Source organism: Kitasatospora sp. NPDC040550 (genome assembly GCF_055594965.1).
The window spans coordinates 1-18,972 of sequence record NZ_JBVIWC010000037.1 but is presented as its reverse complement, the minus strand read 5'-3'; the positions used below and the strand labels follow the sequence as shown (position 1 = coordinate 18,972).

At 73.7% G+C, this 18,972-nt stretch carries 19 protein-coding genes; 5 read left to right on the top strand and 14 right to left on the bottom strand.

What is annotated here, in order from left to right; translation table 11 throughout:
- Positions 1-316 precede the first annotated feature (316 nt).
- On the top strand, positions 317-547 hold the full coding sequence (locus ACZ58X_RS36135) for a hypothetical protein (protein WP_470337810.1): 231 nt from the start codon (positions 317-319) through the stop codon (positions 545-547).
- Here the strand turns inward: ACZ58X_RS36135 and ACZ58X_RS36130 are convergent.
- From ACZ58X_RS36130 to ACZ58X_RS36105, 6 genes are all read right to left on the bottom strand, one after another.
- Entirely contained in the window at positions 499-1,128 is a 630-nt protein-coding gene (locus tag ACZ58X_RS36130) for a DUF6099 family protein (RefSeq protein WP_470337809.1), read from the bottom strand. The genes ACZ58X_RS36135 and ACZ58X_RS36130 overlap by 49 nt on opposite strands.
- Before the next feature lie 168 nt (positions 1,129-1,296).
- Positions 1,297-1,656 carry a nucleotide pyrophosphohydrolase gene (locus tag ACZ58X_RS36125; protein ID WP_470337844.1) on the bottom strand — a complete coding sequence of 120 codons (360 nt, stop codon included), beginning with the start codon at positions 1,654-1,656 and terminating at the stop codon, positions 1,297-1,299.
- A gap of 95 nt (positions 1,657-1,751) precedes the next feature.
- The gene (locus ACZ58X_RS36120) at positions 1,752-3,146 is read right to left on the bottom strand and encodes an AAA family ATPase (RefSeq protein WP_470337808.1); all 1,395 of its coding nucleotides are present in this window, start codon (positions 3,144-3,146) and stop codon (positions 1,752-1,754) included.
- Positions 3,147-3,252: 106 nt separating this feature from the next.
- Positions 3,253-4,116, bottom strand: a complete 864-nt coding sequence (locus ACZ58X_RS36115; protein WP_470337807.1) for a putative RNA methyltransferase — start codon at positions 4,114-4,116, stop codon at positions 3,253-3,255.
- A 187-nt stretch (positions 4,117-4,303) separates the two neighbouring features.
- Positions 4,304-5,113, bottom strand: a complete 810-nt coding sequence (locus ACZ58X_RS36110; RefSeq protein ID WP_470337806.1) for an ATP-grasp domain-containing protein — start codon at positions 5,111-5,113, stop codon at positions 4,304-4,306.
- Complete coding sequence (locus ACZ58X_RS36105) at positions 5,110-6,003, bottom strand: ATP-grasp domain-containing protein (protein ID WP_470337805.1); 894 nt, start codon at positions 6,001-6,003, stop codon at positions 5,110-5,112. Before ACZ58X_RS36105 ends, ACZ58X_RS36110 begins: the two co-directional genes overlap by 4 nt.
- A gap of 192 nt (positions 6,004-6,195) precedes the next feature.
- On the opposite strand from ACZ58X_RS36105, the gene ACZ58X_RS36100 reads away from it, so the two are divergent.
- Positions 6,196-7,074 (top strand): GNAT family N-acetyltransferase, encoded by an 879-nt coding sequence (locus ACZ58X_RS36100; RefSeq protein ID WP_470337804.1) that lies wholly within the window; start codon positions 6,196-6,198, stop codon positions 7,072-7,074.
- A 99-nt stretch (positions 7,075-7,173) separates the two neighbouring features.
- On the opposite strand, the gene ACZ58X_RS36095 is transcribed toward ACZ58X_RS36100, so the two are convergent.
- Positions 7,174-7,602, bottom strand: a complete 429-nt coding sequence (locus ACZ58X_RS36095) for a fic family toxin-antitoxin system, toxin component (protein ID WP_188305350.1) — start codon at positions 7,600-7,602, stop codon at positions 7,174-7,176.
- The gene (locus ACZ58X_RS36090; protein WP_030291064.1) at positions 7,599-7,835 is read right to left on the bottom strand and encodes a toxin-antitoxin system HicB family antitoxin; all 237 of its coding nucleotides are present in this window, start codon (positions 7,833-7,835) and stop codon (positions 7,599-7,601) included. Before ACZ58X_RS36090 ends, ACZ58X_RS36095 begins: the two co-directional genes overlap by 4 nt.
- Before the next feature lie 351 nt (positions 7,836-8,186).
- On the opposite strand from ACZ58X_RS36090, the gene ACZ58X_RS36085 reads away from it, so the two are divergent.
- The gene (locus ACZ58X_RS36085; RefSeq protein ID WP_360245804.1) at positions 8,187-8,381 is read left to right on the top strand and encodes a hypothetical protein; all 195 of its coding nucleotides are present in this window, start codon (positions 8,187-8,189) and stop codon (positions 8,379-8,381) included.
- 92 nt (positions 8,382-8,473) lie between these two features.
- Here ACZ58X_RS36085 and ACZ58X_RS36080 read toward each other — a convergent pair whose 3' ends face one another.
- Together ACZ58X_RS36080 and ACZ58X_RS36075 are read right to left on the bottom strand one after the other, a co-directional pair.
- Positions 8,474-9,769, bottom strand: coding sequence for a class I SAM-dependent RNA methyltransferase (locus ACZ58X_RS36080; RefSeq protein WP_470337843.1), 1,296 nt, complete (start codon positions 9,767-9,769; stop codon positions 8,474-8,476).
- A gap of 392 nt (positions 9,770-10,161) precedes the next feature.
- Complete coding sequence (locus ACZ58X_RS36075; RefSeq protein ID WP_470337803.1) at positions 10,162-12,237, bottom strand: APC family permease; 2,076 nt, start codon at positions 12,235-12,237, stop codon at positions 10,162-10,164.
- A 247-nt stretch (positions 12,238-12,484) separates the two neighbouring features.
- Between ACZ58X_RS36075 and ACZ58X_RS36070 the strand changes: the two genes are divergently transcribed.
- Positions 12,485-13,153 carry a potassium channel family protein gene (locus tag ACZ58X_RS36070; protein ID WP_375893044.1) on the top strand — a complete coding sequence of 223 codons (669 nt, stop codon included), beginning with the start codon at positions 12,485-12,487 and terminating at the stop codon, positions 13,151-13,153.
- Complete coding sequence (locus ACZ58X_RS36065; RefSeq protein ID WP_375893042.1) at positions 13,153-13,824, top strand: potassium channel family protein; 672 nt, start codon at positions 13,153-13,155, stop codon at positions 13,822-13,824. The genes ACZ58X_RS36070 and ACZ58X_RS36065 overlap by 1 nt, the downstream gene beginning before the upstream one ends.
- 171 nt (positions 13,825-13,995) lie before the next feature.
- On the opposite strand, the gene ACZ58X_RS36060 is transcribed toward ACZ58X_RS36065, so the two are convergent.
- The 4 genes from ACZ58X_RS36060 to ACZ58X_RS36045 all read right to left on the bottom strand — a co-directional run bounded on the left by ACZ58X_RS36060 (position 13,996) and on the right by ACZ58X_RS36045 (position 18,669).
- Positions 13,996-14,823, bottom strand: a complete 828-nt coding sequence (locus ACZ58X_RS36060) for a DUF3159 domain-containing protein (protein ID WP_470337802.1) — start codon at positions 14,821-14,823, stop codon at positions 13,996-13,998.
- Positions 14,824-14,825: 2 nt separating this feature from the next.
- Complete coding sequence (locus ACZ58X_RS36055) at positions 14,826-15,233, bottom strand: OB-fold nucleic acid binding domain-containing protein (protein WP_470337801.1); 408 nt, start codon at positions 15,231-15,233, stop codon at positions 14,826-14,828.
- Between the two features lie 75 nt (positions 15,234-15,308).
- Complete coding sequence (locus ACZ58X_RS36050; RefSeq protein ID WP_033351413.1) at positions 15,309-15,989, bottom strand: response regulator; 681 nt, start codon at positions 15,987-15,989, stop codon at positions 15,309-15,311.
- 79 nt (positions 15,990-16,068) lie between these two features.
- Positions 16,069-18,669 (bottom strand): ATP-binding protein, encoded by a 2,601-nt coding sequence (locus ACZ58X_RS36045; protein WP_470337800.1) that lies wholly within the window; start codon positions 18,667-18,669, stop codon positions 16,069-16,071.
- Between the last annotated feature and the right edge of the window lie 303 nt (positions 18,670-18,972).

Genomic DNA, 18,972 nt, shown 5'->3' with positions numbered 1-18,972 from the left:
CCCGGCGCGGCGTCGGCGCCGCGCCGGGCGCCCTGCTGTTGTTCCTCACCGGTTCTCTGGGGCCCTCCCCCCTCCCCCTCCCCCTCCCTCCCGCCTCCGCCCGCCGCCCACCCACCGCCGCTTCCTCGGCCCTCCTCCGCCCTCGTCAATTCGCGCCCCTAGCCGAGGCCGTGTTGCAGCGGCAACCCCGGATCACCCGAGAGGCTTACGGCGTACCGGAGTTGGACCGCATCGGGTGGTGCGCGGTGACCGGCTGCCGGAACGGTTCGTTGGTCGGTGCGGCACACCGCACCACCGATCCGAAGAGGTCCCCGTCATGTCCGTACCCTCTGCCACGCCGCCGTTCCCGAGCAGCCCGACCGGCTCGGCCACCGGCGACTCGGCCGGACCCGCGACCCCCAAGACCCTGCTCGAGCAGATGCAGGAACTGCTCGCCTCGGTGACCGCGGACCTCGCCGCGCTGCAGTCCAACTCCCGGGACATCGCCCCGGCCGCCGTCTATCCCGCCGTCAACGACACCTCCGACTCCACGTCCGGCACCCGGTAGTCCGGCGCCCGCTCCTCCTCCGTCGGCCCGCCCGCACCCGGCGGGCCGAGCCGGACCACCAGTAACGGCGCGCCCTGACCGTCCGATACCGGCTCCGGTTCCGCGCCACCGAGCGCCGACCGCTCGGCCGCTCCGCCCGGCCCGGTCGCCTCGCGCAACCGCGCGGCCACGTCCTTGCACTCCGACACCGCATCGACCCCGTCGATGCACGTCCAGTACAGGCTCTCGGTGTCCGCCCCGCAGGCCAGCACCACGAGCGTCTCCCCGACCTCCCGCAGGAGTTCCTCCAGCGCCCCCAACGTCGCCGCCGTGTCGCCGAGTTCGGTGAGCCGACCGGCCCTGCCGCCGCTCACCAGGGCGTTCGTGGCGACGGACCGCTCCAGGCAGACCGCCGCGTGGGCGCCCGCCTCGGCGAGCTGCTGGCCGAGGCCCGTCAGCTCGTCGCCCTCCGACTCCGCAAGCCGGGCGCCCACCACCTCGGTGAGCAGCGCCGCCTGCCGCGCCTCGGCCAGCACGTCCGGTACGTGCCTGGCCTCGGCCAGGGCGTGCCGGGCCGTCTTGATCAGTCGCAGTGCCTCCATGGCCCCCGCTCCTTCCGCTCGTCGTCGCCGTCGACCAGCACCGCCGCCGGGGCGGTGGGGTGGTCACGGTGAGAGCGTGCGGGGAGGGTGGGGTGGGACGCATCCACCCTTTCGAAAGCTGTGGAAAACCCGGGGGTTGTGGATAACTTCCGTCCCTCACAAGGGTGATCAGCCCTTGCCCGGATTGACGTCGGCCCCTTCGCCCGGCACCGGGAAGCGGTGCTCGTTGCGCTCGATCTTGGCCGCGAGCGCCTCGAGCGGGTCCACCCCGACCGCCGTGCAGAACTGCACCAGGTACGCCAGCACGTCCGCGACCTCGTCGCGCACCCGGTGGGCCCGTTCCGGATCCGTCATCACCGCGGCGGCCTGCTCCGGGGTGAGCCACTGGAAGATCTCCAGCAGTTCCCCGGCCTCCACGCTCAGCGCCGCCGCCAGGTTCTTCGGCGTGTGGTACGGCTCCCACCGCCGGGCCGCCGCGAAGTCCACCAGCCGCTGCCGCAGCCCCTCCAACGTCGGCTCCCCCGACATCCCGGCCGACCCGGACAGTCCGGCCGACCCGGCCGACCCGGCTGCCCCTGCCGACCGGTCCGCCGCCCACTCCCCCGACCTCGTCACTCGCTCGTTCACGCCCCCAGGTCTACCGCATCCGCTCCCCCGGCCACAGCGGAGCCTCCCCCGCCCCCCGTGTCCGCCGGACCCTCCTCCCCGCGTCCGTACTGCACCGGCACCCGGGCCGTCTCCGGCCGCAGCACCGTCGACCCCGTCGCCGGATCCCGCCGGCACTCCACCAGCGCCACCGCCCCCGTCCGCTCCTCGCCCGCCCCGAACGCCTCCCGCGCCGCCGCCGGCTCCTGGAGCGCGGCCACCACCCGCAGCTGGTTGCGCCCCGCCATGTCCCGCGCGAGCCGCAGCAGCGAGGCGGTCTGCTCGGTGGCGAGCCCGGCCCCGAGGTCCTCGGCGAGCACGGTGAGCTGCCGGTGCGCCCACGGCACCTCGGCGGCCACGTCGAGGTCGAGCACCCCCGCCCCGGTCAGCAGCACCGCCGCGAAGGCGAGGTGGCGCAGCATCCCGTCGGAGGCCTGGTCGGCGCCGGTGCGCCCGAGCACGCCCTCGTCGAAGACGGCCAGTACCCGGCGCCCCGTCCGGCTCTCGCGCTCGGCGAGGGTGAGGCCGAGCAGCGGGTGGGGCGCGGCCTCCTGGACGGCCCGCAGCAGTTGCCCGTACCGGCGCGGGCACTCGTGGGCGAGCCGGTTGATCAGGGCCGAGATGTTGGCGGCGTTGCCGCGCAGCCGGGCTTGCGGGTCGGCTTTGGCCCAGCCGCGCATCAGGGCCGGGACGGGGTGCAGCGGGAAGACCTCGCGCAGTGCGGTGAGCAGGTCCTCGGCGGCGGCGAGGACGAGCCGTTCGCCGGTGGAAGAGCCGGCCACCCGGAGCGGCAGCTGGGCGGTGATCATGGTGTTGCTGGGGAACGGTGCCCGGATGTCCCCCTGCCGGGTGTCGTTGTGCCAGCAGACGTTGACGCGCCCGTTGCGGACGTCCTGTTCGCCGGTGTCGACCAGGGTCCGGCCGTCGAGGGTGAGCGACTCGCGGGCGATCCGGACCGCGCCGTCGGTGCGGATCACCAGGTCGAGCCGGATCCGGCCGCGCGGCGAGCGGACGGTGCAGCCGAGGATGACGGCGTCCCGCCCGTGCGGCACGCATCCGCCGAGGCCGCCGCGTACGGGCGTGGCGAGCGGGCCGGTGCGGTCGGGCAGCCCGTCCAGGGAGTCGGGGATCTCCTCGCCGAGGGCGAGCCGGGACAGCACGGCGAGCGCGTCGAGGGCGTTGGACTTGCCGACCCCGGCCGGCCCGTGCAGCACGGTGAGCGGCGCGAGCGGCAGGACGGCCCGCCGGTAGGACTTGAAGGCGGTGAGCCGCAGCTCCTCGACGGTGGGGCGTGGCACTGGCGGCCGGTCGGGGCCCGGGGCGCCCGGGCGCAGTGGGGCCGGCCCGGCGGGCGCGGTGGCGTCGCGGTTCACCCGTCGGACGTTAGCCGTAGCCCGGCGGGGCGAAACGTCCCTGCTCGCCAGATTCATCCCTACGTGGCGGGCCCGTCTCGCGCCGCTGACCCACGGCGGTCCGCGGCTACGGCCGCCGGTACGCGGCCACCGTCACCGAGGCGGTCACCTCGACCGGCTCGGGCAGCCCGTCCAGGGCGGCGGCGAGCCGGTCGGGGTCGGTGTGCCAGGCGCTCGGCCCCATGCCGACGACGGTCCGCACGTCCTGGGCGGAGAGCCGCAGGGTGAACTCGACCGGCTGCCGGCCGGCGGGCGTGAGGTAGGGGCCGAGCTTCTCGTCGATCCGGCGCTGCTTCTCCTCGTCGACCGACAGCAGGCCGAGAGTGGCGACGAGTTCGCGCAGGTGGCGGGCGGTGGGCGAGACCAGCAGCAGGGTGCCGCCGGGGCGCAGCACGCGGCGGATCTCGGGTCCGTTGCGCGGGGCGAAGACGTTGAGGAGCAGGTCGGCGGAGGCGTCGCGCAGCGGCAGCGGGCGCCAGGCGTCGCAGACCACCGCGCCGATCCGGGGGTGGGCCTTGGCGGCGCGGCGCAGCGCGTACTTGGAGATGTCGAGGGCGGCGCCGACCCGGCCGGGCAGGGTGTCCAGGACGTGGGCGAGGTAGTGGCCGGTGCCGGCGCCGAGGTCGGCGACGAGGCCCGCCGAGCCGTCCGGTCCGCCGTCGGCCGTATCACCCACAGCTGCGGCGGCGGCCGTGGCCAGGGCGTCGGCGATCGGCCGGTAGTGCCCGGCGGCGAGGAAGTCGGCGCGGGCGGCGACCATGTCGGCGGTGTCGCCGGTGCCGGTGTGGGCGTCACCGGCGAGCAGGCTGACGTAGCCCTGCTTGGCGAGGTCGAAGCTGTGCCCGGCGGGGCAGCGCAGGCTGCGCTCGTGCCGGGTGAGGTCCTGCGCGCAGTGGGGGCAGGCCAGGTAGGGCTCGATGTCCTGCAGCAACGTTCCGTCTTCTCTCGCCGTTCGGCCCCGGCCGGTCGGGGGCGCCAGCCAGCCTAACCACCCCGGCCGGTGGTCGGCCGCCCGCCTGAGCGACACCGGCCCACCCGCACCGCAGCCCGGCCCCCGCCCACCCGCACCGCGGCCCGGCCCCGGCCCCGGCCCCCGCCCCCGCCCCGCCCCGCCCCGCCTAAACCGAACGGACCGAAGCCCGCCCCCGCCCGCGCTCCGCCGCCACCCGCAGGGCGAGCCCCGCGAGTGCCTCCGGCGCTCCGGGCCGCCCGCGCGCCCCGGGGAAGGCGTTGACGTCGACGATCACCGGCTCGTCGGCCCCGTCCAGCAGGTCGACCCCGTACACCTCCAGCCCGAACACCTCGCCCACCCGCAGGGCGAGCGCGGCCCGCCGGTCGGACGGCTCCCACTCCTCCGCCGCCCCCACCCCGTCGTCGCCGACGGAGAGTTCGGACCGCCGCCGAGCCGCGAAGACCTGCCCGTCGATCACCCAGAGCTTCTGGTCCCAGCCGCTGCCCCGGAGGTACGGCTGGGTGACGACCTCCTCCTGCGGCCGGCGTTCGGCGAGTTCCCGCAGCCGGGCCGCGCCGTCGACCAGCGCGACCAGGTCGTGGCGTCGGCTGTGCCGGCTCTTCACCACGAACGGGTAGTCCTGGTCGGTGAGTTCGCCCAGCGCGCCGGCCGTGACCGTCGCCGCGAACGGCAGTCCGGCGCCCCGGGCGAGCGAGGCCATCCGCACCCGGTCCTGACAAAGCCCGGTCGCCGCCGCCGAGTTGACCACTGCGGCTCCGCGTCGCTCCAACTCCGCTGCCAGCGCCAGTGCTTGGGGCGTACGCGCCTTGAGCAGGTAGACGTCGGCGAGCGGCCCCTGCGGGGCAGAGCCGTCGAGCGGGACGGCCTCCACCCGGCAGCCGCGCCGCTCCAGCACCCCGGCCGCCGCCGCGAGCAGCGGGTGCCCCGGGTTGCCCGTGATCAGTGCGACCCTCACCGCAGCCCACCGTCCACCAGGCCGATCCGGCCGTACTCCTCGCCGCCGACCGGAACCAGCGCGGGTACCGACACCGCCGTACCGCCGCGCGCGAGCCGCAGCACCGCCCGGGCGACCCGTTCCACCGCGTCGGGCACCTGCCGGAAGCTCGGGAAGTCGTTGACGTCCACCACTACCGGCCCGTCCGGCCCGAGCAGCACGTCGACGCCGTACAGGTCGAGCCCGAACACCTCGCCGACCTGCGCGGCGATCCGTGCGACGCTGGCCGGCAGCGGCACCGGCCGCTCGCGCACGCCCTGCCCCGGGTGCAGCGGCGATTCCCGTTCGGTCGCGAAGAGCTCGCCGTCGACGCAGTACACCTTGAGGTCCGTGCCGCTGTTGGGCACGTACGGCTGCGCGATCAGCAGTCCCTCCCCGGCGAGTTCGGGGCCGAGGCCGATCAGGTCGTCGGATCCGGCCACCAGTCGTACGCCCCGCCCGGAGCTGCCGTCCGCGGGTTTGACGACCAGCGGGTACTCGGCGGCGGGTATCTCGGCGAGCCGTTCCCAGCGGGCGGCGGCGTAGGTGACCGGGGTGGGCAGGCCGCGGGTGCGGGCGATCACCGAGGCGAGCGCCTTGTCCCGGACGCCGCGGATCGAGCGGACGTCGTTGACGGTGGTGAGGCCGACCGCTGCGGCCGCCTCCAGCAGGGTGAGCCCGGGTCCGCCGGAGACGGTCTTGAGCACCCAGGCGTCGTGGCTGCCGGCCCGGACCGCCTCGGAGATCGCGAGCAGCGAGTCGCCGGGGCGCAGCACGTCCACCCGGTGTCCCCAGGAGGTGAGTTGACGCGCGACGTCCAGCGGCATGCCGTCCCGCCGGTAGTGCTCCTCCACCAGAAAGCAGAGCCTCATGGGCCTGACTTCCCCCTTGCCTCGCCGAGTGCGGATGTCCGCCGTCCCCCTCGGCAGAGCTGTGAAGGCATCAGCTTGCCCGGCGTACACGCACAAGATCGCCGCGAGCGGGTAAGCGTTCGGCAACAATCGAACGCCGGTCCGCCGCACAAACCGGTGGCGCGCCACCACGGCCCCTGCTTGGATGCCGCCGTGACTTCTGCTGATCATGCTCCGGCCCCCGCCCCGCTCGACCGGGCCCTGCTCGACGGGATCGAGCGTTACTACGACGCCGTGCCCCGCAGTGCCGCCACCGCGGAGGACTTCGGCCCGCTGACCCTGTTCGTCCGCCGCGGCGAGACCGGCTGGCACTACTACGCCCGCCCCACCCCCGGCCACGGCGGCCCGGCCGCCACCGCCGACGACGTGCGCCGGGTGCTGGAGCGGCAGCGGGAGCTGGGTCTGCCGGAGGCCTTCGAGTGGGTCGCCGAGCAGAACCCCGAGCTGCGCGCGGCCGTGGAGGCGGCCGGCCTGGCGGTGCACGAGCACCCGCTGCTGGTGCTCGGCCCGCAGGACGGGACGACCCCGGCACCGGCGCTCCCGGAGCGGGTGGAGGTACGGGTGCTGGCCGCGGACGCCCCCGAGCTGGCCGACGCGGTGGCCGTCCCGCACGTGGCCTTCGGCGCCCCGGGCACCGCCACCGGCAGCGCGGGCGCGGCCGAACTGGCCGTGAGCGCGGCCACGTTGACGTCCGAGGGCGGGGTGGCGCGGATCGCGCAGCGGATCACCGACGGGGTCAGCGTGCTGGCGGCCGCGCTGGAGGGCGACGACGTGCTCTGCGCGGGCCAGCACAACCCGGTGGGCCCGGTCACCGAGGTGGTCGGGGTCGGGACGCTGCCCTCCGCCCGGCGCCGCGGGCTGGCCCTGGCGGTCACCGCGGCCCTGGTGGCGCACGCCCGCGCCAACGGCGTGCGGACGGTGTTCCTGTCCGCCGCCGACGAAGACGTCGCCCGGATCTACCGCCGGGCCGGCTTCCGCCCGTTCGCGACGGCCCTCATCGCGGAGCCCGCCACCGCGGACTCCCGGGCCTAGACCCGCGCGGCACCAGCGCCGGCGCCACCACCGGCGCTACCACCAGCACCGGCGCCGACACCAGCACGGACAAGGGCACCGGACGGACGGGGACGCGACTCAGTCGTCGTCCTCGTCCTCGTCCTCCGCCCCCGTGACGCCCTCCCCCTCGGCCTCGTCGACCACCCAGGCCGCCAGCCGTTCGGCGACCCCGGACACCCCCAGCCGCCCTTCCCGGATGGCCCGGGAGAGGCTGCGCACCTCGCGGGCGGTGGTGGCGACGGTGCAGCCGCTGGCGACGAGGTAGGCGTAGGCGACGGCGGTCGCGAAGAGCTCGTTGGTCTTCTCCAGGGCGGGCACCCGGATCAGCTGGTGCATCAGCGCGGCCGCGCGGTCCTGGGGTTCGGGGTAGACGGAGATGTCGAAGATCTCGGCCTGGTGCCGGGTGACGGCCGCGAGCAGCGAGCCGTAGTCGGTGACCTGCGGGTCACCGGGCGTGTACTGCTCGGCGGTCATGAGCAGCCACGAGAGGTCGACCTCCAGTTTCAACGGCGCACGTCCTGGAGCTCGCCCGAATCCCCGAACTCGGCGAGGAACGCCGTCTCGTACTCCTTCATGAACTGTGCGGCGGCGTCGATGAAGGCCCGGCCCGATTCGCCCATGTCCTGCTGGACCAGGCGTTCGATGTACTGGTTCATGCTGATCCCCTGCTGCTCCGCCCGTTCCCGGGCCATTTCGGCGGTCGTGGCGTCCACTCGGACGTTCAGCTGCTTCTTGCCCATGCCGTTCAAGCTAGCGCCGAAGTGCTAGCACTACAAGGGCGCACGCACACCGCCCGCACACCTGCCGCACGCCCCCACGCAACCCCTCCGTCACCGAACCGCCAACCGAACTGCCGACCGAACCGCCCGGCGGACGCCCGGCGGACACCCGCCGAGCCGCTCACCCACCCGCTCCCTACCCCGCCACGGCCTCCGCCACCCGGCCCCCTCCGTGCCCACCGCCGCCCGGCCCCGCCCCCGGCACGGCCCCGGCACGACCGGGCCTGACTTGAAGAGTCCTGCACCATCCGGGACTCTGAACTCTCCTGAGCGTTCCCCGAGCGGCACCGACCGGTTTTGTGGAGGCCGGCAATGACAGCCATGTTCGACCAGGAGCTGCGCGAGCAGCTCGCCCAGGCCCGGCAGGACCTCGCGGCGGCCCGGGCCGAAGGGGACGCCGACGGCGTCCAGGCGTACGAGGGCCGGGTCGCCTCGCTCCTACGGCTCGCCGCCCAGCACGGCATCGACCTTCCGCACAGCGCCGACGAAGAGGAGCGCAACGAGTAGCGCGCGCCCCGCACAACGCCGAGGAGGCGGCACCCCGTGACGTAGGGGGTGCCGCCTCCTCCGCCGTTCCAGGCGTTCGACGACCGGCGGGGTCAGACCGCGACCGGCTCCAGGATGGCCACGCACTCGAAGTGGTGGGTCATCGGGAACAGGTCGAAGGCCCGCAGCGAGACCGGCCGGTAGCCGCCCTCGTGGAAGAACTTGAGGTCCCGGGCGAGCGCCGCCGGGTCGCAGGCCACATACGCGATCCGGCGGGCCTCCAGGCCGACCAGGTGCGCGACGGTCTCGCGTCCGGCACCGGCCCGCGGCGGGTCCAGCACGATCAGGTCGGTGGCGGTGATGCCGGTGCGCGGCAGCAGCGCCTCGACCCGGTCGCACTCGATCCGCACGTTGTCCAGCGCGGCCAGGTTGTGCCGGGCGTCGACGACGGCCTGCTTGGCCGACTCGATGCCGAGCACCGCGCCGTCCTCGCCGACCCGGTCGGCCAGCGCGCCGGCGAACAGGCCGACGCCGCAGTACAGGTCGAGCGCGTTCTCGCCCCACTGCGGGTCCAGACCCTCCAGCACCGCGTCGACCAGGGTGTCCGGCGCCTCCGGGTGGATCTGCCAGAAGCCGCCGTTGCTGACCCGCCAGGTGCGCCCGGCCGCCCGCTCCCGGACGAAGCCGCGCCCGTGCACCTTGTGCACGTCGCCCTGGTCGTCGACCCGGGCGATCGACACCGGCTTGTCCAGCTCGACCAGCGGCAGCTGGGCGCCGTCGCGCGGGGTCAGCACCACCTGGCGGTCCGAGGAGCCGGTCGCGGCGAACACCTCGACGCTCGCCACGCCCGGCCAGTCGCGGGACTCGATGCCCAGCTCGGTGACGCCCTCGGCGGCGATCAGGCAGCGGTCGATCACCTGCACGCCGTGCGAGCGGTGCTTGCGCAGCCCGACCTTGCCGCTCTCCTCGTCCACCGTGTACTGCACCCGGGTGCGCCAGGCCGGCACCTGTCCGGCCGGCAGCTTGGCGCCGACCGGCTCGACGCTGCCGTCCCAGCCGGCCTCGGCCGGGGTCAGCCCGGCCAGCTTCGCCAGCTGCTCGGTCAGCACCGCGGCCTTGAGCTTGCGCTGCCCGCCCGGGGTGACGTGCTGCCAGTCGCAGCCGCCGCACTTGCCCGGCCCGGCGAACGGGCACGGCGCCTCGATCCGGTCCTTGGCGGGCTCCAGCACCTCCACGGCGTCCGCGCGCAGGAAGCGCGAGGTGGAGGTCCCCTCGGTCACCTGGGCGACCACCTTCTCGCCGGGCAGCGCGTGCCGGACGAACAGCACCCGGCCCTCGTGCCGGGCCACGCAGTGCCCGCCGCCGTGCGCGACCGGGCCGACCTCGACCTCGTAGCGCTCGCCGACCAGCGGGTCCCCGGACGGCGTCTCCGGCCTCGACGCCCGCGGCGGCCGCGCGGCCGCACCGCGCAGCGCCTTCGGCGGCCGCACCGCCTGCTTGCGCGGCGCCTTCGGAGCGGCCCCGGCCGCACCCTTCCCGTCCCGGACGGCCTTCTCGGCGCGGGCGAGCTTCTCCCCCCGGGCCGGCTTCTCGGCCCGCGGGGGCTTCTCCGTGGGGGCCTCCCCCGGCACGACCGGCGCCGTGCTCACGGTCAGCCCGTCACGGTCGGTGGCCTCCGGCCGGCGCGGCTTACCCCAGCGCGGCCGGGACACCTGTCCGGGCTGGGAGCCGCCCCGACGGGCGCCCTTGCCCTTGCCGGAGGCGCCGGAGGAGCCCGAGGAGCGGGGCGGAGTGTTGCGCGTCACTGGGAGGAGTCCTTGCTGCGGTCGGAGGTGGCACCGGCGTTGGCACCGGCACGGGCGGAATCCTTCGACTTTACGGCCTTCGGCGCCCTCGGCTCGCCACGGCGGACGGATCCGGGTGCCGACCAGGCCTTCTGCGGCCTGCGCCGCTCCGAGGACTCCAGCTGCCACGGCACCGAGGTGACCATCACCCCGGGCTTGAACAGCAGCCGCCCCTTGAGCCGCAGCGCGCTCTGGTTGTGCAGCAGGTGCTCGTACCAGTGGCCGACCACGTACTCCGGGATGTAGACCGCGACCACGTCCCGCGGGCTGCTGCGCCGCAGGTTCTTCACGTAGTCCAGGACCGGCCCGGTGATCTCGCGGTACGGCGAGTCCAGCACCTTGAGCGGCACCTCGATGCCGCGCTCGTCCCACTCCCGCCGCAGCGCCGCCGTGTCCGCCGGGTCGACGTTGACGGTGACGGCCTCCAGGGTGTGGGCGTGGGCCAGCCGGGCGTACGCGAGGGCGCGCAGCGCGGGCTTGTGCAGCTTGGAGACCAGCACGATGGCGTGCACCCGGGTGGGCAGCACCACGTCGTCCGGCTCCTCGGCCGCGATGAGCTCCGCGGAGACCCGGTCGTAGTGGCGCCGGATGCCCTTCATCATCACGAACAGCACGGCCATCGCCGCGATCGCGATCCAGGCGTGGCCGATCTTGGTGACCAGGACGACGATCAGCACGGCCATCGTCATCACCAGGCCGAAGCCGTTGATCGCCCGGCTGCGCTGCATGTGGCGCCGCTTCGCCGGATCGGTCTCGGTGCGCAGCAGCCGGGTCCAGTGCCGGATCATGCCGGACTGGCTCATGTTGAAGGAGACGAAGACGCCGACGATGTAGAGCTGGATCAGCCGGGTCGGGTCCGCGTCGAAGGCGATGATCAGCAGGATGGCGGCGATCGCCAGCAGGATGATGCCGTTGGAGAAGGCCAGCCGGTCGCCGCGGGTGTGCAGCTGGCGGGGCAGGTAGCGGTCCTGGGCGAGGATCGAGCCGAGCACCGGGAAGCCGTTGAAGGCGGTGTTGGCGGCCAGCACCAGGATCAGGCCGGTGACGGCGGCGACGAAGTAGAAGCCGGGCGTGAAGTTGTTGAAGACGGCCTCGCTGATCTGCGCCAGCGCGGTCTTCTGGTGGTAGCCGGGGCCGGAGCCGACCAGCTGTTCGGCCGGGTTCTCGGCCATCTGCACGCCGGTGAGCCGGGCCAGCCAGATGATGCCCATGAACATCACCACGGCGATGCTCGCCATCAGCAGCAGCGTGGTCGCCGCGTTCTTGCTCTTCGGCTTGCGGAAGGCCGGCACGCCGTTGGAGATCGCCTCGACGCCGGTGAGCGCGGCGCAGCCGGAGGAGAAGGACTTGAGCAGCAGGAAGACCAGCGCGAAGCCGGAGAGCGAGTCGTTGCCGGGGACGGCGGCGAGGTGGAAGCCGGAGCTCTCGGCGGGCATGGACTGGCCGAGCACGAAGTGCCGGAAGACCCCGTAGCCGACCATGCCGATCACGCCGGCCATGAAGGCGTAGGTGGGCACCGCGAAGGCGGAACCGGATTCGCGCACCCCTCGGAGGTTCATGCCCATCAGCAGCACGACCACGACCACCGAGACGATCATCTCGTGGCCGCGTAGCGCCGGGACGGCGGAGACCACGTTGGCCACGCCGGAGGTGGTGGACACGGCGACGGTGAGCACGTAGTCGACCATCAGGGCCGCGGCGACGACCAGTCCGGCCGCCGGGCCGTGGTTGACGGTCGCCACCTCGTAGTCGCCGCCCCCGCTGGGGTAGGCGTGCACGTTCTGCCGGTAGGAGGCGACGACGGCGAGCATCACGACCGCGACCACGACGCCGATCTGCCAGGAGAAGTGGATCGCCGAGACGCCCGCGATGGAGAGCGTGAGCAGGATCTCCTCAGGGGCGTACGCGACCGAGGAGAGCGCGTCCGAGGCGAAGACGGGCAGCGCGATCCGCTTGGGGAGGAGTGTCTCCCCGAGCTTGTCACTGCGCAGGGCGCGCCCGATCAGAAGGCGTTTCGGAAGGTCAGTCGGCATAGGCACGTTAAGGAATCGTAGGGGTTTCCCGGCGGGGCTTGCGCCGTTTATCCCCCCCTTCGTCGCGACTGTGTTCGGTGGACCGGCTAGCGTGTCGGATACGAGTCGGTGGGCAACACTCTGGTTGTCGAGCGGAGTCCGGCCGACGCCCCACGAGAACCCTCGCCCCGGAACGCCCGGGCGGGAAAGGGAGATGAACGGTGTTTGCGCAGGTCAAGAACCCTTCGGGACGGGTGAGGTAGCGCCGGTGCACATCGTCATCATGGGCTGCGGCCGCGTGGGCTCGGCCCTCGCGAGAACGCTGGAGAAACAGGGCCACTCGGTGGCCGTGGTCGACCAGGACCCGACCGCGTTCCGCCGGCTGGGCGCCGGGTTCAACGGGCGCCGGGTGACCGGGGTCGGTTTCGACCAGGACACCCTGCGCGAGGCGGGCATCGAGGAGGCCGGCGCCTTCGCCGCCGTCTCCAGCGGTGACAACTCCAACATCATCGCCGCCCGGGTCGCCCGGGAGACCTTCGGCGTCGAGAACGTCGCGGCCCGGATCTACGACCCCCGCCGCGCCGAGGTGTACCAGCGCCTGGGCATCCCGACCGTGGCGACGGTCCGCTGGACCGCCGACCAGATGCTGCGCCGACTGCTGCCGAGCGGCGCCGAGCCGCTGTGGCAGGACCCGAGCGGAAGCGTGCAGCTGGCCGAGGTCGCGTACCACCCGGACTGGGTGGGCCAGCGGATCGGCCGCCTGGAGGAGGCGTCCGGCGCCCGGGTGTCGTTCGTCACCCGGCTCGGCGAGGGGATGCTCCCCTCGCCGCAGATGGTGGTGCAGGAGGGCGACCTGGTGCACGTGATGCTGCGCCGGGCCGACCTGACGGCGGTCGAGGCCGCGTTCGCGCAGGGGCCGAAGGAGGAGGGTCACTGATGCGGGTCGCCATTGCCGGGGCCGGTGCCGTGGGTCGCTCGATCGCGGGCGAGCTGCTGGAGAACGGTCACGAGGTCCTTCTGATCGACAAGAACCCGAACGCCATCTCGGTGGAGCGGGTGCCCATGGCGGAGTGGCTGCTGGCCGACGCCTGCGAGATCACCTCGCTGGACGAGGCGGCGCTGCAGCGCTGCCACGTGGTGATCGCCGCGACCGGTGACGACAAGGTCAACCTGGTCGTCTCGCTGCTCGCCAAGACCGAGTACGCGGTGCCGCGGGTGGTCGCCCGGGTGAACAACCCGAAGAACGAGTGGCTCTTCAACGAGTCCTGGGGCGTGGACGTGGCCGTCTCCACCCCGCGCCTGATGTCCGCGCTCGTCGAGGAGGCGGTCAGCGTCGGCGACCTGGTCCGCCTGATGCGGTTCAGCCAGGGCAACGCCAACCTGGTCGAGCTGACCCTGGCCGGGGAGGCCGAGCTGGTCGGCACCCGGGTGGGCGACGTCACCTGGCCGCCGGACACCGCGCTGGTGAGCATCATCCGCGAGGGCCGGGTGCTGGTGCCGGCCAAGGACGACACCCTGGAGGGCGGCGACGAGCTGCTCTTCGTGGCCGCGCAGGAGCGCGAGGAGGAGCTGGAGCAGCTGCTGTCGGCGACCTCCGGCGCCCAGTAGGCAGCGCACGGCCGGGCAGCGCACGGCGAACGGCGCGCAGCGAACTGCGCGCAGCGAACGCGAGTACGGCCGAGGGCCCGCACCCCCGTCGGGGGGTGCGGGCCCTCGGCCGTGCAGTGCGCGTGCGGTGCGGAGCGGAGCGGAGCGATGCACCGCACCGGAGCGGAGCGGCTACTTCGCCGACTCCTCCTCCTCTTCGTCGACCGGCGCCTTGATCGGCGGCGGCGCCTTGAGCAGGATCTGCCAGGTGACGTACATCGCCAGCAGCAGCGGCGGGATGCCGAGGGCGACCTTCAACCAGCCGAGCAGATTGACGTTGTGGGTGAAGTACAGCGGGAAGAGGATCACCGGCTTGAGGCCCATGATCACCACCCAGGCCCAGGTCGCCTTGGTGTAGGCGGCGAGCCGGCCCGGGTTCTCCTTGCGCCAGGTGAACATCTCACCGGTGATCGGGCCGAGCATCACCCCGATCATCGGCCAGCGCACCACGGCGGAGACCGCGAGGGCGGTGCAGTAGCCGACGCTCCAGAGCAGGCCGGGCAGGTAGAAGTCCTCGGCCTTGCCGCTCTTCATCGCGATCCAGGCGCCGAGGGCGACGCCGAACACGCCGCTGAAGGCGTGCTGGATGGTCTCCCGCCGGGCGAGCCGCGCCACCACGAACAGGGCGCTGAGCCCGAGCGCGGCCCAGGCGGCGGCGCTGACCTGGTGGGTGAGGTTGTAGGTGACGATGAAGACGAGGCCGGGCAGCGTCATGTCGATCATGCCGCGCACGCCGCCGAAGGCCTGCAGGATGGTGTCGGCGGCCTCCTTGGAGGCGGCCTTCCGGGCGGCCTCGGCGGCCTCCGGGTCGAGGGGCCGCTCGGCGGCCGGCGCGGTGCCTTCGATCGACCGGGCCAGTCCGTCCACGGCCTCGGCGGCGGCGGTGTCCTGCCAGGCCGCCACGTCGGCGGCGTCCAGGTCGATCCGGGCGGCGGCGTCTCCGCCGGGGTGGTTGCTCACGCTCATTCGCTCCCGTGTCCGACCGGACGCAGTTCGTAGCGGGGGTTGAACAGCACGCGGCGCCCGCGTGCGTAACTGATCCGGCCGCTGGCGACGAGCCTACGGCCCGGTTCTATGCCTGCGATCGAGCGGCGGCCCAGCCAGACGACCTCCAGCGCCTCGGTGCCGTCGAAGAGCTCGGCCTCCAGGGCCGGCACCCCGGCCCTCGGGCGGAGCGTCACCGTGCGCAGCGTGCCCGCGACGGTGACCAGCTGCCGGTCGGCGCAGCCGGCGATCGGCGTGCAGCCGGACTCCGCGGCGATCTCCTGGCGCAGGTCCTCGGCGTCCAGTTCCTCGGCCGAGGTGGTCAGCCGACTGAACATGCGGCGGAATCGCCCCGGCGGCTGGCCACTGCTGTTGTCACCACTCATGTCGGCAGGGTACCGGTTTCGGTGCCCCCGGCGGCAGGCGTCGCCCCCGCCGGGAGGCCGCCGGGGAGCCGCCGGTCAGCTCTCGAAGCGGTAGCCCATGCCGGGTTCGGTGATGAAGTGGCGCGGGTGCGAAGGGTCGCGTTCCAGCTTGCGGCGCAGCTGGGCGAGGTAGACCCGCAGGTAGTTGGTCTCGGTGCGGTAGGCCGGGCCCCACACCTCCTGGAGCAGCTGGGTCTGGCTGACCAGTCGGCCGGCGTTGCGGACCAGGACCTCCAGCAGGTGCCATTCGGTAGGCGTGAGGCGTACGTCGGTGCCGTCCCGGTTGACCTTCTTGGCGGCGAGGTCGACGGTGAAGCTCTCGGTGACGACCAGCGAGTCGTCCTCCCCGGCGACCGGCTCGGCCCGGCGTACGGCGGCCCGCATCCGGGCGAGCAGTTCGTCCATCCCGAAGGGCTTGGTCACGTAGTCGTCGGCGCCGGCGTCCAGGGCCTCGACCTTCTCGTCGGAGGCGTGCCGGGCCGACAGCACGATGATCGGCACCCGGGTCCAGCCGCGCAGGCCGCGGATCACCTCGACGCCGTCCATGTCGGGCAGGCCCAGGTCGAGGACGACGACGTCGGGATGGCGGGCGGCGGCCAGTTCCAGCGCGCTCGCCCCGTCATGGGCCGCGTCGACCTCGTACTTGCGGGCCTTGAGGTTGATCACCAGTGCGCGGACGATCTGCGGTTCGTCGTCCACGACGAGGACCCGGGTCATTTACGGACTCCGCCTTTCGGGCTGTCGGATCTTACGGACTGTTGTCTCGGCTGTGCGTACGGCGTGGTTCCGCCGGGTCTCAGGTGATCAGTTCGGAGAGCGGGTCGTGGCCCTCGCCGCCCGGCGCGTCCGGGCCGGGCCGCTCCGGCGGCCGTTCCACGGCGGGCAGGCTGACGACCATGGTGAGGCCGCCGCCGGGGGTGTCCTCGGCGGTGACGGTACCGTCCATGGCCTCGACGAACCCGCGCGCCACCGCGAGGCCGAGTCCGACCCCGGCGCCGCGCGGCGCGTCCCCGTAGCGCTGGAAGGGAGCGAAGATCCGCTCCTTGGCGTCCTCCGGGACGCCCGGTCCGCGGTCCACGATCCGCAGCTCGACCCGGCCCGGCCGGCCCGGCGGCTGGAGGGCGTCGGCCTTGACCAGCACCCGGACGCCCTCCGGGCTGTACTTGACGGCGTTCTCGACCAGGTTGGCCAGCGAGCGCTCCAGCAGTCCGCCGTCGGCGCGGATCATCGGCAGCGTCTCCGGCACCTCCAGCCGCACCGACTCCGGCGGGACGCCGCCGAGGGCGTAGGGCACCACCTCGTCCAGGTCGGTCTCCTGGATCAGCGGGGTGACGGTGCCGGTCTGGAGCCGGCTCATGTCCAGCAGGTTGTTGATCAGGTGGTCGAGGCGGTCGGCCCCGGCCTCGATGCCGGCCAGCAGTTCCGCCTCGTCCTCCGGGTCCCACTGCACGTCGGCCGACCGCAGCGAGGTCACCGAGGCCTTGATGCCCGCCAGCGGGGTGCGCAGGTCGTGCGAGACGGCGGCCAGCAGGGCGGTGCGGATCCGGTTGCCCTCGGCCTCTCGGCGGGCCGCGGCGGCCTCCCTGGCCAGTCGGCGGCGCTCCAGCACCACGGCGGCCTGGGCGGCGAACGCCCCCAGCAGGCGGCGGTCCGTGCCGGGCAGCACCCGGCCGCGCAGCACCAGGGCCAGGCTCTCCCCGACCGGGACGTCCACGTCGGCCTCCTCGGGGCGCCCGGGCGGGCGCGGCCCGGCGGTGGCGACCGGCACCCAGCCGCCGGTCGGCTCGGGGCGCTCCAGCAGCGCGGCGCTCTCCTGTCCGAAGGTCTCCCGGACCTGCTCCATCAGCGCGGTCAGCACGCCGTCCCCGTTGGGGGCCCCGCGCAGCACCGTGCCGGCCAGCGCGCTGAGCGTCTGCGCCTCGGCCTGGGCACGGGCCGCCTGATGGGTGCGCCGGGCCGCCAGGTCCACCACGGAGGCGACCGAGCAGCCGACGATGGTGAATATCGCCACCGCCATGATGTTCTGCGGCTCGTTGATGGAGAAGGTGTGCAGCGGCGGGGTGAAGTAGAAGTTCAGCACCGAGGAGCCGACCAGCGCCGAGCCGATGGACGGCAGCAGCCCGCCGACCAGTGCCGCGCACACCGTCAGCGACAGGAACAGAAGCATGTCGGTGGACAGGCCCAGCCCGCCGATGGTGGTCAGGACCAGCGCCAGCACCGGCGGGCCGACCAGCCCGACCAGCCAGCCGGCGATGGTCCTGGTCCGGCCCAGGTCGGTGATCCGTCGCACGGGTATCTTGTTGCGCCGCCCGTGCCCGGCGTGCTCGTGGGTGACCATGTGGACGTCGATGTCCCCGGCCTTCTGGGTGACCAGGGTGCCGACGCCGGGCCCGTACAGATACTGCCAGCCGGGGCGGCGGCTGGTGCCCAGCACGATCTGGGTGGCGTTCACCCCCCGGGCGAAGTCCAGCAGCCCCGCGGCCGGGTCGTCGCCGAGCACGTTGTGGAAGGAGCCGCCGAGGCTCTCCACCAGCGCGCGCTGCTCGATCAGCGTCTGCGGGGAGCCGGTGCCGGCCAGCCCGTCGGAGCGGGAGATGTGCACGGCCAGCAGTTCGCCGCCGGAGACCCTGGCCGCGATCCGGGCGGCCCGGCGGATCAGCGTCGCCCCCTCGGGACCGCCGGTCAGGCCGACCACGATCCGCTCCCGGGCCTGCCAGGTGCCGACGATCCCCTGCTCGGCGCGGTACTTCTGCAGGTACTCGTCGACCCGGTCCGCGGTCCACAGCAGCGCCAGCTCGCGCAGCGCCGTCAGGTTGCCCGGCCGGAAGTAGTTGGCGAGCGCGGCGTCGATCTTCTCCGGCATGTACACGTTGCCGTGCGCCAGCCGCCGCCGCAGCGCCTGCGGGGACATGTCCACCAGCTCGATCTGGTCCGCCCGGCGGACCACCTCGTCCGGGACGGTCTCGCGCTGACGCACCCCGGTGATGCCCTCGACGGCGTCACCGAGCGACTCCAGGTGCTGGACGTTCACGGTGGAGATCACGTCGATCCCGGCCGCGAGCAGTTCCTCGACGTCCTGCCAGCGCTTCTCGTTGCGGCAGCCGGGCACGTTGGTGTGGGCCAGCTCGTCCACCAGCGCCACCTCCGGGCGGCGGGCCAGCACGGCGTCCAGGTCCATCTCGGAGAACCGGGCGCCCCGGTGCACCACCTGCTGCCGGAGCACGACCTCCAGCCCGGCCACCAGGTCCGCGGTCCGTCGCCGGCCGTGGTCCTCCACGAACGCCACCACGACGTCCGTGCCACGCTCCTGCCGCCGGTGTGCCTCGGCGAGCATGGCGTACGTCTTGCCGACCCCGGGGGCCGCCCCGAGGTAGATGCGCAGCCTGCCTCGTCCCATGAGCACCATTCTTGATCCGGCTCTGCCCGGGAGCCACCCCCGGACACCTGTTCCCCCTGCCTTCGAGACTACGGCGTGGGCGGCGGTATTCCGCTGATCAGTCCACTGATCAGGCGGTTTTAGCGGCATATTGACGGAGGAGCAGCCACTCGGCGGGGGTCCGTCAGGGGCCGCCGGCCCGACCCCGGCCGGCTTCCGCCCGTTTTCCGGGAAACGCGAAGAACCCCCATCCGGAATCCGGATGGGGGTTCTTCTGAATGATTGTTCGGCGGCGTCCTACTCTCCCACAGGGTCCCCCCTGCA

What these genes read in the sequence shown, in the direction of transcription:
- ACZ58X_RS36135 (WP_470337810.1), top strand. Translation starts at nt 317, where the DNA reads ATGTCCGTACCCTCTGCCACGCCGCCGTTCCCGAGCAGCCCGACCGGC.
- ACZ58X_RS36130 (WP_470337809.1), bottom strand. Translation starts at nt 1,128, where the DNA reads ATGGAGGCACTGCGACTGATCAAGACGGCCCGGCACGCCCTGGCCGAG.
- ACZ58X_RS36125 (WP_470337844.1), bottom strand. Translation starts at nt 1,656, where the DNA reads ATGTCGGGGGAGCCGACGTTGGAGGGGCTGCGGCAGCGGCTGGTGGAC.
- ACZ58X_RS36105 (WP_470337805.1), bottom strand. Translation starts at nt 6,003, where the DNA reads ATGAGGCTCTGCTTTCTGGTGGAGGAGCACTACCGGCGGGACGGCATG.
- ACZ58X_RS36090 (WP_030291064.1), bottom strand. Translation starts at nt 7,835, where the DNA reads ATGGGCAAGAAGCAGCTGAACGTCCGAGTGGACGCCACGACCGCCGAA.
- ACZ58X_RS36085 (WP_360245804.1), top strand. Translation starts at nt 8,187, where the DNA reads ATGACAGCCATGTTCGACCAGGAGCTGCGCGAGCAGCTCGCCCAGGCC.
- ACZ58X_RS36075 (WP_470337803.1), bottom strand. Translation starts at nt 12,237, where the DNA reads ATGCCGACTGACCTTCCGAAACGCCTTCTGATCGGGCGCGCCCTGCGC.
- ACZ58X_RS36065 (WP_375893042.1), top strand. Translation starts at nt 13,153, where the DNA reads ATGCGGGTCGCCATTGCCGGGGCCGGTGCCGTGGGTCGCTCGATCGCG.
- ACZ58X_RS36055 (WP_470337801.1), bottom strand. Translation starts at nt 15,233, where the DNA reads ATGAGTGGTGACAACAGCAGTGGCCAGCCGCCGGGGCGATTCCGCCGC.
- ACZ58X_RS36050 (WP_033351413.1), bottom strand. Translation starts at nt 15,989, where the DNA reads ATGACCCGGGTCCTCGTCGTGGACGACGAACCGCAGATCGTCCGCGCA.
- ACZ58X_RS36045 (WP_470337800.1), bottom strand. Translation starts at nt 18,669, where the DNA reads ATGGGACGAGGCAGGCTGCGCATCTACCTCGGGGCGGCCCCCGGGGTC.